This window comes from Maridesulfovibrio zosterae DSM 11974, assembly GCF_000425265.1.
Taxonomy (GTDB): domain Bacteria; phylum Desulfobacterota; class Desulfovibrionia; order Desulfovibrionales; family Desulfovibrionaceae; genus Maridesulfovibrio; species Maridesulfovibrio zosterae.
In genome coordinates, this window is the sequence record NZ_AUDC01000015.1 from 1 (window position 1) to 13,687 (window position 13,687).

The following is a 13,687-nucleotide window of genomic DNA, read 5'->3' on the forward strand; positions in this document are numbered from 1 at the left end:
AATCACTTTTTAAAAGTTTTTCCTGAGCTCCGTCCAGCAAAACCTTCCGAAACCAGCTCGCGTCATCTATTCAAGATATCCGCTCAGCCTGCTGCTCAATTAAACTTTTATTCAATGATCTCAACACCTTGCGTTTTCGCTCAGTGCGGATTGGGAAACTATGTGAACCCGATCCAGAAGTCAACCATTTTATGACCGGTCAGTCAAAAAAAATCTCAGCTGCGCTGTGCCACTTAAGGCCGCACTCAGCCGAGAAAGAGGTTCTAGATAAAACACACCGCCACGTCAACTGCTTTTTGAATTATTCTTTGGGATTTCCATCACACTGGATTATCGTATATGATTCTGATGAAATGTAATCACTGACAGAAAACATTCAAAGTGCAAGAACTCTTCACTACGCATTAAAAATGAGTTCATAAGACTCATCAAAAACTGCCCTTAAAGAGTATAGCTCTCTACTAATTAGATATGAAGAAAGACCTGCCGAGAAAAGATAGAGAATTGTTAGCTTATTCCATTGGAGTTACGTCGCTTTGTTTAATAGAACTATAATGAAACATAAAAAACATTTTTCAATTATAAAAAGAAAAAGGTTTACACCCAGTTAGGTGCAAACCTTTTTCTTTTATATGTCTTCATGAAAGTTATCGCGCTATGGAAAAGCCTACGAGAACTGCAGCTTCAGAAAACGTTTCTTTCGCAAAACATTCTTTTGCGAGATGGTAATACAATATAGAAAAGACCCTAATATCAGCAGCAACAAGATTATCATCTTCTTACTGCTTTTATGCTATATCTATTTACTAGATTACTCTGAAATGATTTCAAAGCATCACAAAAAGCGATCTTTAGGATAAAAGACAAATAATTTTTAAACTACAATTGTTGTACATACTCCGATGGTTTCTTCTATTTAAATAAAAAGTATCCCCACTAGATACTTTGCATACAACAGCCCACCCAACGCAGGGTTTTATAATATAAGCAAAATACGCACCAAATAATTTAGCCATTAATATCAGACACTTGTTATTTTTAATAATTTTATAATTGCCCCGAGTATTATCGGTTAAAAACCATGGACTCCATATAAATAACTATTAAAAGGTTTAACCCTAATAATTATCAAGTTATTTCAACAACTTAATTCGAAGTGACTTTTTTACACATCTTATTCATTCAAATGAGTCAAAATAACACACTTCAATTATTAATCTTATCTAACCTAATAGTTAGCTGATATACTGCCAAAAATATCTTCTGTGGTAACATTTTTTAGTTCCACTGGAAGCAATACATGCCAATAACCCAAATTCAGTTTTCATATCCATATATACATTATCTTACGAGCTACAGTCATCATCATTGACAAGCCTGCTTAACTCTGTTGTATCGAAGTGATTAAACGAAGCAACAGGTCCACAACTCAGGATAATTTCAGCATTTATAATGACTGATATGCGAGGAGATTACAGAGTGAAAAGACTTTTTAATTATTTCCGGCTAAGCAGTTTGGACCAATGCTCTGAGTCAAAACGACGGACAGCACAAGGGGTTCTTGGATCAGCTTTCTTTTCCACTTTAGGAGTCGGAGCTTTCACGTTCGCCTTGTCTGTAAATGCCCAGTCAGCAGGGTTATCGCCATCATGGCTTGGGCTTGCATTTTCCGGCTATTTTCTTGCCCGTTTAGTTCTTGCTCCACTTGCCGGTTATGGAGCAGATTTTATCGGAGCCATGCCGCTTCTGCTTATAGCCTCAGCTGCAGGAACCGCAATTCCTACACTTTATTATTTTTTTCCTATAAATGAGGCTCTTGGCATCATACAGATCTGTATGGGATTTTGTGCTGGAATAATCAAACCCGTAAGCATGTCTATTCTAGGAGAATGCGTGCCTCAAAATAAACGAGGTCGATTATTCGGTGCATACAATACATGCCTATATACAGCCCTTATATTCGGTCCGCTGGCAGGCGGAGCTGCTATAAATATTCAGGGGGGCATCAATACCCTGACCCTTGCCTGCCCCTGTATAGGTATGGGACTAACTTTTTTATTTTTCCTTCGGGCAAAATTTGTATCACCGCTTCACACAATGAAATCCGCCAAGGATAAAGAAGGACCACCATGGCGTAACATTACTTTTATAGCTCTTCTCTTAGCTGTGTTAGGAAGAACTATGGGGTCATCAGTAATCATAACATTTTTACCCCGACTAATTAATGAACGCTTTGGATTAAGTGGTATTCTTGCAGGGATACTGTTTGCGCTACCCAACATAATCATTATCATTGGTATGCCCGTCACTAGTAAATGGGCCGACATACGTGACAAAACCGGACTCACTTTTCTAGGCATGGGACTGTGCTCAGCATGTCTTTTCGGCTTTGGACAGTCTATTCCGCTATGGTTCTTTGCCTGCCTGTCGGTGACGATGGGCCTTGGATCAGCTCTGTCACTTCCCTCTTCCATGTCACTTGCCGTCGACATGGGATCGTCCAAAGGCAGTATCATGGGAATATTTCTAGGCGCATCCAATCTTGGATTTGTATTTGGCCCCAGTCTAGCAGGATTTGCCGCGGAGTACGGAGGTATATCCGACGCCTTTGAACTGACAGCTCTTTTTGGGGGATTGTGCCTGCTACCTACTTTTCTGATTTTGAATAAGAAATTAAATGTAGAGTGATTTGCGCGGGACATACTTTCTATAATATCATTTAAGAAATCAACGAATAAACATTAGACCTGCATGTAACTATTTATAAATATGAATACCTATAAAACCCATTATTTACACTTCTATAGCTGAAAAATTAATATTTATTCACAGTTACGATGGGTATTTTTTCACAAACTCTTGACGTATTAAATTCTTGTAGATAGGTTGTTAAACCAACGCAAAATTCTCCATGTGTACGTCCCACTCATCCGAACATCTGCTTTCGGAACACATAGGAGATAGATGAAATATCAGCCCGCCCACACAGGATACGCTTAAGCGCTAACGCTTATGCGTGTCGATCAGTTGCACCCGAATTAAAGTCCGTTCAACCTTTAGGGACAAGGTGTATTTTCCATGATAAAACTCAAGAAAGGACTCGACATTCCTATCTCGGGCGAGCCTGTGCTGGATTTCTTTGAAGGAAATTCCCCACGGACCGTAGCTGTTCTTGGCGGAGATTATGTCGGCATGAAGCCGAGCATGTCTGTAGCTGTGGGCGATACGGTAAAACTCGGCCAAACGATCTTTTCCGATAAAAAGATCGAAGGCGTCGTTTTTACGGCTCCCGGGGCTGGTAAAGTCGTTGCCATCAATCGAGGTGAACGCAGAATTTTACAATCTGTGGTCATCGAACTCGACGAGACAGCCGGAGCTGTGGAATTTCCGAAATATGATTCGGAAAAGCTGCTTGATCTTGACCGTCAGGACGTAGTCGATAATCTGGTTAATTCCGGAATGTGGACTGCGTTTCGTACGCGTCCACTAAGCAAAACTCCATCTCTGGACTCAATTCCACATTCCATTTTTGTCACGGCTATGGATACTAATCCACTGGCCGCAACCCCTTCCACAATCATCTGGAAAAATTCTGAAGCATGGCAGGCCGGTCTTAGAATCCTTACACGACTAACCGAAGGTGAAATTCATGTCTGTGCAACAGACGATTTTGCCTTACCGCTTATTCAGGAAGTGAAAATGCAGTTTTTTTCAGGCCCGCACCCTGCTGGACTTGTTGGAACTCACATTCACTTTATTGATCCGGTTGGACCGCAGAAAACTGTTTGGCATCTTGGTTATCAGGATGTCATTGCTTTCGGTAAGCTTTTCACCACCGGCATGCTTCCGACCGAGCGATACATTTCTCTGGCCGGTCCTATGGTCAAACAACCACGCATCATCAAGACCCGCATAGGAGCAGGACTAGATGACGTACTCGCCGGAGAAATCATGGCCGGAGATGTCCGTGTTATTTCCGGATCAGTCCTTTCCGGCTTCAAAGCCGAAGGTCCACTTGGCTTTTTAGGCCGCTTCCACAACCAGATTACAGCTTTATCCGAAGGCGGAAAACGCGAATTTCTGGGATGGATGGCACCTGGTAAAGACAAGTTTTCGATCAAGCCCGTGTTTTTGTCAGCCTACCTCAAGAATAAAAAACGCTTTGCACTGAATACCTTATTAGGTGGCAGTCACAGAGCAATCTTCCCGACAGGAGCATTCGACGAGGTTATGCCTCTTGATATCCTGCCGACATATCTTGTGCGTGCTCTGGCAGTCATGGACACGGACGAAGCTCAGGCACTTGGCTGCCTGGAACTCGATGAGGAAGATCTCGCCCTCATGTCCTTCGTGGACTGCGGCAAGAACGATTTCGGGCAGATGCTGCGCGAAGTCCTCACTCTTATCGAGAAGGAAGGATAAGATCTTATGAGTACTTTGCTTAATAAAATACATGATGCTGTCACCGGAGATGGAAAGTACAAAAAGTACTATCCGCTCTACGAGATGGTGGATACCTTCCTGTTCTCCCCTCCCGAGACCAGTTCGGGTGCCCCGCATGTTCGAGATGCCATCGACCTGAAAAGAGTCATGATTACCGTTGTTTTCGCTCTGATACCCTGTTTCTACATGGCCATGTGGAACACTGGATATCAAGCCAATTCAGCACTTTCTGTAATGGGACTTGAAGCAGGTACCGGCTGGCGCTGGAGCGTAATGCATCTTCTTGGCCTTGCAGCAAATCCAGCAAGTTTTGCATCCAATGTTATTTTGGGCGCTCTATACTTCTTCCCGATTTATATTGTCTGCAATATCGTGGGTGGATTTTGGGAAACTCTGTTTGCTGTTATCCGCAAACACGAAATAAACGAAGGATTCCTTGTAACAGGATCACTCATTCCACTTATAGTTCCTCCGCATATTCCACTCTGGCAGTTGGCATTGGCAACCAGTTTCGGTGTTGTAATAGGTAAGGAAATCTTTGGTGGTACAGGAAAGAACATCCTTAACCCGGCCTTACTAGCCCGTGCCTTCCTCTTCTTTGCCTATCCGGCTCAGATATCAGGTAACAGTGTATGGGTTGCTGTAGATGGTTACTCCGGTGCAACTCCTCTGGCATTAGCCTCCGGCGGAGGACTCAGTGCTGTCATGGCCAAATATTCATGGTGGGATTGTTTTATAGGAACCATTCCCGGTTCAATAGGTGAAACGTCAACCTTGGCATGTCTTATCGGTGCAGTAGTTCTCTGCATAACAGGTATTGCCTCCTGGCGGATCATGGTTTCCATCCTCGCCGGTGCTTTCTCTATAGCTATTATATTCAATGCTGTTGGAAGTGCAACCAACCCTATGATGACAGTCAGCCCTCTGTGGCATCTCGTTATGGGCGGTCTGGCTTTCGGTATGGTCTACATGGCTACTGACCCGGTTTCATCCTCAATGACTCCCAAAGGGCAATACTATTACGGGGCACTTATCGGAATAATGATTATTCTGATACGAACAGTCAACCCGGCCTATCCCGAAGGTGTTATGCTGGCAATTCTCTTTGGTAACGTATTTGCCCCAATTATCGACCACTTTGTCATGCGGGGTAATATAAAACGTAGGATGGTGCGCAGTGTCTAACGATTCCACGAAAAATGTACTTGTTGTGGCGTTTTCCCTGTGCCTTGTATGCTCACTGCTTGTTTCTACCGCAGCTGTCGGTTTAAAATCCATTCAGGAAGAAAACAAAGTTCAGGAGCGCAAGGAGAACATTCTCAAAGCTGCCGGTATCTATGATGAAGATGCATCAATAGATGAACTTTATAAACAGATCGAACCTAAAGTGGTTGATCTGTCTACAGGCGAATACGTAGATATGGATGCAGCCACCTTTGATCAGCGTAAGGCAGCCAAAGATCCGGCATCCAGCGTTGCTATCCCGTCCGATAAAGATAAGGCTGGCATTGGACACCGTTCCAAATATGCCAGTGTCTATCTGCTGAAAGACGGCAACGAGCTCAAACGCATTGTACTGCCAATCCACGGTAAAGGATTATGGTCTACAATGTATGGATTTATAGCTCTTGCTCCTGATTTCAACACAGTCAAGAACTTCGGTTTCTACGAACACGGTGAAACTCCTGGCCTAGGTGGCGAAGTTGATAATTCTGACTGGAAGAGTCTGTGGGTAGGCAAAAAAATATATAACGACAAAGGTGAGCCGATTATCGATGTAGTTAAAGGGACTGTCAATCCCAGCGATCCTAAAGCCGAGTATGAAATAGACGGATTAGCAGGTGCCACCCTGACATCACGCGGTGTAGCTAATCTGGTTCAATACTGGCTGGGCAAAGGCGGCTTTGAGCTATACCTCGAGCGGCTAGCAAAAGAGGGAGGCGATAATAATGGCTAAATTCAGAGAAGTTTTGCTCAAACCGCTTCTGGAAGATAATCCAATTGCCGTCCAGATCCTCGGGATTTGTTCTGCTCTGGCTGTTACCACCAAACTGGAAACGGCGTTTGTTATGAGCCTTGCAGTAACTTTTGTTACCGCAGCATCAAACGTATCGGTAAGTGCTATTCGAAAGCACATTCCATCCAGCATCCGCATCATTGTCATGATGACTATCATTGCCACACTGGTAATCATAGTAGATCAGTTCCTTAAAGCCTTCGCCTACGGGGTCAGCAAACAGTTATCCGTTTTCGTCGGACTGATTATCACTAACTGCATTGTTATGGGCCGTGCTGAGGCATTTGCCATGCAAAATGAGCCGAAACTAAGCCTTGCTGATGGTATCGGTAACGGTTTGGGATACGGACTTATACTTCTGACAGTCGCCTTTTTGCGCGAACTGTTCGGATCAGGCAAACTGTTCGGCCTCAGTATCTTTAAGCTGTCTTCCGAAGGCGGCTGGTACGAACCGAATGGACTTATGCTTCTGCCACCAAGCGCATTCTTCATCATCGGACTGCTCATATGGTCTGTGAACACTTATGAAAAGCGGAAGAACAAGCGCTAAGCCCGAAAGGAGTGAGCTGTGGAACACTTAATTAATATATTCGTCAAATCGATTTTTATCGAAAATATGGCGCTGGCCTTCTTCCTGGGCATGTGTACCTATTTGGCTGTGTCCAAAAAGGTTGCTACCGCTATGGGTCTGGGAGTGGCTGTTGTCGTTGTTATGACGATTACGGTCCCGGTCAATAACCTGCTTTATAACTACTTCCTGCGCGAAGGAGCATTATCATGGGCCGGGTTCGGTGATACCGACCTGACCTTTGTCGGTCTGATCTCATACATCGGAGTTATCGCAGCTATCGTCCAGATTATGGAAATGGCTCTCGATAAGTATGTGCCCTCGCTATATAACGCCTTGGGTATCTTCTTGCCGCTGATCACTGTTAACTGTGCCATATTAGGAGCATCTCTCTTTATGGTCGAACGTGATTACAACTTTACTGAATCCGTGACCTTCGGTTTCGGTTCCGGTGTAGGTTGGGCGCTGGCCATTGTTGTGCTGGCCGGTATCCGCGAAAAGATGAAGTACTCGGATGTACCGGAAGAACTTCAGGGACTCGGCATCACGTTTATCGTGGTAGGTCTTATGTCATTTGGATTCCTATCGTTTTCCGGCATTCAGATGTAGGAGCTTTGGGTGCGTCTTGCGCCCACTTGTTTAAGAACCGTCAAACTATGGGAAGTGAAGAACCATGGTTGAAATAATACTCGGCGTAACGATGTTTACCGGCGTAGTTCTTGCGCTGTGCGTGTTCATCCTGCTTGCCCGGGCAAAACTTGTCCCGAGCGGCGAGGTGAGCATCGAAATTAACGGAGACCCGGAAAAGACTATTGAAGTCAGACCGGGAGCCAAACTCCTTGGCGTATTGGCCGAAAAAGAGATCTACGTTCCCTCTGCTTGCGGTGGTGGTGGATCATGCGGTCAGTGCAAATGCAAAGTCCATGAAGGCGGCGGAGACATTCTGCCGACAGAAACATCTCACATCAGCAAACGTGAAGCCCGTGAGGGAACCCGTCTTGCCTGTCAGGTAAACGTCAAACAGGACATGAAGATTGCAGTTCCGGCTGAAATCTTTGATATCAAAAAATGGGAGTGCACGGTCAAATCCAATATCCCGCGTGCTACATTTATTAAAGAACTAACGTTGCAATTGCCTGATGGTGAAAATGTCGACTTCCGTGCAGGTGGTTACATTCAGATTGAAGCTCCAGCCCACACTGTCCACTACAAGGATTTTGAAGTTGGAGACAGATTCAAAGAAGACTGGGATAAGTTTAACCTGTGGCGCTATACCTCAGTGGTCAAAGAGCCAATTGTCAGAGCTTATTCCATGGCCAACTATCCTGATGAAAAAGGTATCATAATGCTTAATGTACGCGTTTGTCCGCCGCCGCCATTTGCGCCGGACTCCCCTCCCGGACAAATGTCCTCGTACATCTACAGTCTGAAGCCTGGTGATAAAGTTACTATCTCCGGTCCTTACGGCGAATTCTTTGCCCGTGATACAGATGCAGAAATGATCTTTATCGGTGGTGGAGCGGGTATGGCCCCTATGCGCTCGCACATCTTCGATCAACTCAAACGCCTCAGTACCACTCGCAAAGTCAGCTACTGGTATGGAGCACGAAGCCTGCGTGAAATGTTCTATGTGGAAGAGTTCGATAAACTCGCCGAAGAGTGTCCGAACTTCACATGGCATGTAGCACTTTCTGATCCTTTGCCTGAAGATAACTGGACTGGCTACACAGGCTTCATCCATCAGGTTCTGTACGACAACTATATTAAACAGCACCCTGCGCCAGAAGACTGTGAATTCTATATGTGTGGACCGCCGATGATGGCATCTGCCGTAGAAAACATGCTCTTGTCTCAAGGGGTGGAAAAAGAAAATATTATGTACGACAACTTCGGAGCCTAATTCGGCGATAGAAGTTGACAAAAAAACCGTGGCTGGAAAAGAAACTGTTTTCCAGCCACGGGAACCATTAAAAAAACAACTGAATCGATAACCTTAAGAGATTTGTAATTAAAGGACAAATGAATGAAATGCTTTTCGGGATTATTGAAAAAAATCGCTGTACTACTCATCCTGCTGACCGCGGTCAGTGGGTGCAGCGGAGAGCCGCAACCCGTGAAGCTTCGGGGAAAAGCAATTGGCACGATGTATTCCATAGTGGCTTTCGATCTCCCTGACAACATATCAGCTAAAGATCTGGACAAAGGGATTAATCAGGTCGTGTCCAGAGTAAACTCGGCTATGTCCCTGTTCAAATCTGATTCCGAACTATCACGTTTTAACGCTCTGCACGATTCTAAATGGTTTCCCGTATCCCCAGAACTGGCAGAAGTAGTTAAAACAGCTAAAGAAATAAATGAATTAACGAATGGGGCTTTCGACATAACCGTGGCCCCGCTGGTCAACCTGTGGGGTTTTGGACCGGATAAACGTCCCGATGTTGTGCCCAGTGGTGCTGACATCAAAAAAGCATTACAAAATGTTGGTTCACAGTTTATTGAAGTTCGCACTGATCCTCCGGCACTCAAAAAACTTAATCCAAGTTTAACCCTTGATCTGGCCGCCATAGCTAAAGGCTATTGCGTTGATGCAGTCAGCAATTGGCTTTTAAGCCGGAACATACCCAGCTTCATGGTAGAGATAGGTGGCGAAATCAGGACTAGGGGAACAAAACCAGGCAGTGTTCCATGGCGAATAGCCGTTGAAAAACCGGTGAGCATGGAGAGATCTGTTCAAGCCGTAATATCATTCACAGATAAAGCGATGGCTACGTCAGGAGATTACCGGAACTATTTTGAAGTAGATGGCAAACGCTACTCTCATATTCTTGACCCAACCACAGGACGGCCGATTACCCATAAGCTGGTCTCGGTCAGTGTCATGAACGACACATGCACTCGCGCCGACGCTCTCGCAACAGGTATAACAGTGCTCGGCCCTGAGAAAGGTGTCGAAATGGCCAAAAAAGAAAACCTGTCCGCCTTTTTCATTGTGAAAACCGCCGATGGATTCGTTGAAATCGCAACGGGCGATTTCCCCAAACACGAAAATCTGAAGTGAGGAGATAAATCATGACAACTCTCATGATGGCAATCACAATTTTCGCTCTGGCCTTTGCAGGCCTGGCTATTGGAATTATATTTAAACGCAACTGTATAAGAGGCTCATGTCAAGGGTCTATTCAGGCCGGAGATGGTTCAGGATGCAGATGCGGCAAGTATGACTTTGATAAGAAAAAAACTGATGAAACTCATTCACCCAAGCCATTTCTATAGGCTATCAGGAGAACCGATATGACAACAGTCCAGACCGCAAAAGATGTTATTGATCAGGTCAAGGCTTTTCACAGAAAGTTGGGTGATTTTTACCAGAATTTATCCGACAAGGTTGAAAAAGAAAGAGTCAAAATCCTTCTTGAATATATGAGTCGCCACCAAGACAATTTAGCTGCAATTTTGGAAGAATATGAGGCAGATCTATCCGAAAACATACTGAACACATGGTTTATGTATGTGAATAAGGAGTGTGACCTTACTCCGTTTTTTAATGCCAATCTCGGCCCCGATATGACTGCCCAGCAAATAATCAAGGTTGCCGTAGAACTGGACCAATGCCTGCTCGAAACTTATGAAGCCATGCTTCATAAGGAAGTTCCTGATGAGGTCACTAAGGTTTTTCAAGGTTTACTTGAAATGGAGAAAAAAGAAAAAAATAAGATGGCTAAAAATGCGCTCAAAATCGAAACCATGTAAACAGGAATGCTTTATTAGCTAGAACTGACACTCCCCCCCCCGCTCGGCTGGATAAGCTGAGCGGGGATCAAAACTATAATAACTTCATACACAAATTCTTTTCTAACTATCAGTTCATCTACAGCAGTCACTGTAACAGCCTTAAGCCCACCAGCATCAATACATTTCTATTTATTACCGCTCATAAATATCGTTGGTAACATAAGATAATACTTCTCTTAAAATAAATACCTGCCCACTACCAAGCTTACGTTTTATACGGCCCAAAAAAATATACACCAATCACTCAGCTATTTTTTCTACATTTTTGCATATACTCTAAAGACAATTGCAGAAGAATTTGTAATAAAAAACAATTAATTCAATCTAAATAGACAAAACATACTAATATTCTAAAATCATGACACTGCATCCAAGCTCTTCGTAGACGAAGACCATTTATCAAGGATTTATATGCTCAAACATAAATTATTTTCCATGATAAAACCTAAAACCATACAGCATTACCTTGCATATATGGTAACTGGACTTGTTCTAATTCAGCTTGGGATCACATGGTTTCTAATTTCCAATCTGACTTCCGAAATGCTTACGGAGCAGGTAGGTCTGAGAGCCCTTCAAACAGCGCAAACCATTGCCAGCACCCCCATGATAAGGGAAGAACTTCAACGTGAAGATCCTTCAGGAAAAATCCAAATTCTTGCAGAAGACATACGTAAAAAAACCGGTGCAACTTTTGTAGTCATCGGAGATGTGAACAATAAACGTTTCTCCCATCCGGTTCCGGAAAGGGTCGGTAAAACATTCGTTGGAGGGGACACAGGACCTGCTGTAGAGCAAGGAAAGTCATATGTATCAGAAGCAGTCGGGACTCTTGGCAGATCGATAAGAGGCTTTGTACCCGTTTTTTCCGATAACAACAAAATCATAGGATTTGTTTCTGTCGGCTACCTATCCAAAAGTGTTCAAAAAAGTATTGCCGAACACCTGCATCGCCCCTTAATATTTATAATATTCATTACACTGGTAGGATTCATAATAACTGCCTGTATAGCCAGACACCTAAAGAAAGTAACTCTCAATCTGGAACCGGCAGAGATTACCAATCTCTATCTGGAAAGAGGAGCTGTTCTTGAAACCATTCGTGAAGGAGTAATTGCCACTGACCATAAAGGAGAAATCCGTCTGGCCAACAAAGCTGCGCTAGAGTACACCTGCTTTAACTCATCTGAACTGGTTGGCAATCTGATTGATGATGTTATTCCCTGTGCAGGACTTAAACATGCTCTGACTACGGGTGAAAGTGAACATGATCAGGAACGTATAGTAAACGGACAGGAACTTATATTCAACATCGTTCCGGTTCTTAAAGATGAAATAGTCAAAGGACTGGTAGCCAGCTTCAGACGCAAAGACGAGTTGGACAGAATTTCTCATGAACTTTCAAGTATTCAAGAATATTCAGAGCTTCTCAGAGCTCAGACCCATGAGTATTCCAACAAACTCCACACTATTGCAGGGCTGATCCAGATTGAAGCTTATCAAGAAGCTCTTGATCTGGTTTCAAGCGAATCTTCAGGTTATGAGGAAATAATAAGATTCCTTAATAAAGCAGTTCCTCATCCGGTAATAGCAGCTATAGTTCTTGGGAAATTTAATAGAGCTATGGAGCTTAAAGTTTCATTTGAAATTGACCGGGACGGCACCATGATAGATGTACCTGATTGGATTAAGCAGGAAAAAATTGTTACTATCGTAGGCAACCTGCTGGATAATGCATTTGAGGCAGTTCTTGAGCAGGATAAGGACAAAAGAAATGTTTTCCTCTCGTTTACAGATCTGGGTAATGACATTGTGTTTGAAGTTGAAGACTCCGGGGCAGGTATACCCAGAGACAGAGTAGATAAAATTTTTGAGAAAGGCATTTCTTCTAAAGGCACACTCAGAAGAGGGCTTGGACTGTATCTGGTCAAACAACGACTTGAAGAGCTTGGCGGTTTCATATCAGTCTCTTCCGTAGAATCCGGAGGATCTCTCTTCTCTGTCATTATCCCGAAAGTAAGGTGTTATATTCATGAAAGATATTGAAGTAATTATCGTTGAAGATGATGCTAAAATAGCCGGTCTCCACCGTCGTTTCACCGAAAGAGTTGAAGGATTTAAGGTTGTAGCCATTGCGCAGGGGTTAGATGACGCCAAAACAATGATTGAGCTCTATAAACCGGATCTGATCCTGCTTGACCTATACTTTCCGGAAGGAACAAGTCTTGACCTGCTACGCGAAATACGTATGCAGGGAATTGAGACTGATGTGATACTTATCACCGCAGCACGGGAGATGGGGACACTAAAAGATGCGCTTCGAGGCGGAGTCTTCGACTACATCATTAAACCGGTAATTTTAGATCGATTTGTTGCGTGTTTGAAGAAATTTGAAAAGTACCACCATAGACTATGTTCTGAAGCTACAATTGAGCAAAAAGATGTGGACAGCATGATGAATTTCAGTCCGGCATCGTCACTACAGCCCCCCCACACAGAATCTCTGCCTAAAGGGATCGATCCCCTGACTCTCAAAAAGATCAAAGCTGTATTTGAAGAATCAATCACTGATTCTGAAAAAGGTGCAAGCGCTGAGGATGTCGGAGAAATAATCGGTGCAAGCAGATCCACAGCCAGACGCTATCTTGAATATATGGTTTCCATAGGAGAAATCTATCCAGATGTTGTTTATGGTACTGTTGGACGCCCTGAACGAAAATATTTTCAAAATTAATAATTATAAGATTGAAATACGTCATAATTGATATTATATTTTTATGTTGAACTATTATTTCCATTTAGTGGACTGCCCACTATTTCTAGTACCAAAAACTTCCATGATATGTCCTTCTGTATCAATTGATATC

General features: G+C 43.6%; 13 protein-coding genes. All 13 read left to right on the top strand.

Translation table 11 applies throughout. The annotated features are described in order from the left end of the window. The coding region (locus H589_RS20995) for a hypothetical protein (RefSeq protein ID WP_035075661.1) at positions 1-195 on the top strand (195 nt) is incomplete at its 5' end. A 1,284-nt stretch (positions 196-1,479) separates the two neighbouring features. Then, entirely contained in the window at positions 1,480-2,688 is a 1,209-nt protein-coding gene (locus H589_RS0109160) for an MFS transporter (RefSeq protein WP_027721738.1), read from the top strand. A gap of 390 nt (positions 2,689-3,078) precedes the next feature. Continuing rightward, a complete protein-coding gene (locus tag H589_RS0109165; protein WP_027721739.1) occupies positions 3,079-4,422 on the top strand; it encodes a Na(+)-translocating NADH-quinone reductase subunit A in 1,344 nt (447 codons plus the stop codon). A 6-nt stretch (positions 4,423-4,428) separates the two neighbouring features. Beyond that, complete coding sequence (locus H589_RS0109170; RefSeq protein ID WP_035075663.1) at positions 4,429-5,628, top strand: NADH:ubiquinone reductase (Na(+)-transporting) subunit B; 1,200 nt, start codon at positions 4,429-4,431, stop codon at positions 5,626-5,628. Next, positions 5,621-6,400: a Na(+)-translocating NADH-quinone reductase subunit C gene (locus tag H589_RS0109175; RefSeq protein WP_027721741.1), complete on the top strand. Its 780-nt coding sequence runs from the start codon at positions 5,621-5,623 to the stop codon at positions 6,398-6,400. Before H589_RS0109170 ends, H589_RS0109175 begins: the two co-directional genes overlap by 8 nt. After that, the gene (locus H589_RS0109180; RefSeq protein ID WP_027721742.1) at positions 6,393-7,010 is read left to right on the top strand and encodes an NADH:ubiquinone reductase (Na(+)-transporting) subunit D; all 618 of its coding nucleotides are present in this window, start codon (positions 6,393-6,395) and stop codon (positions 7,008-7,010) included. The genes H589_RS0109175 and H589_RS0109180 overlap by 8 nt, the downstream gene beginning before the upstream one ends. An 18-nt stretch (positions 7,011-7,028) precedes the next feature. Then, on the top strand, positions 7,029-7,637 hold the full coding sequence (gene nqrE, locus H589_RS0109185; protein WP_027721743.1) for an NADH:ubiquinone reductase (Na(+)-transporting) subunit E: 609 nt from the start codon (positions 7,029-7,031) through the stop codon (positions 7,635-7,637). Positions 7,638-7,701: 64 nt separating this feature from the next. Then, complete coding sequence (gene nqrF / locus H589_RS0109190) at positions 7,702-8,928, top strand: NADH:ubiquinone reductase (Na(+)-transporting) subunit F (protein WP_027721744.1); 1,227 nt, start codon at positions 7,702-7,704, stop codon at positions 8,926-8,928. 123 nt (positions 8,929-9,051) lie between these two features. Then, a complete protein-coding gene (locus tag H589_RS0109195; RefSeq protein ID WP_051249693.1) occupies positions 9,052-10,086 on the top strand; it encodes an FAD:protein FMN transferase in 1,035 nt (344 codons plus the stop codon). 11 nt (positions 10,087-10,097) lie between these two features. Then, complete coding sequence (locus tag H589_RS19525; protein ID WP_035075671.1) at positions 10,098-10,301, top strand: hypothetical protein; 204 nt, start codon at positions 10,098-10,100, stop codon at positions 10,299-10,301. A gap of 18 nt (positions 10,302-10,319) precedes the next feature. Further along, complete coding sequence (locus H589_RS0109205; RefSeq protein WP_027721746.1) at positions 10,320-10,778, top strand: ferritin family protein; 459 nt, start codon at positions 10,320-10,322, stop codon at positions 10,776-10,778. 453 nt (positions 10,779-11,231) lie between these two features. After that, positions 11,232-12,866, top strand: coding sequence for an ATP-binding protein (locus tag H589_RS0109210; RefSeq protein WP_051249694.1), 1,635 nt, complete (start codon positions 11,232-11,234; stop codon positions 12,864-12,866). Continuing rightward, positions 12,853-13,554, top strand: a complete 702-nt coding sequence (locus H589_RS0109215; protein ID WP_027721748.1) for a response regulator — start codon at positions 12,853-12,855, stop codon at positions 13,552-13,554. The genes H589_RS0109210 and H589_RS0109215 overlap by 14 nt, the downstream gene beginning before the upstream one ends. Positions 13,555-13,687 lie beyond the last annotated feature (133 nt).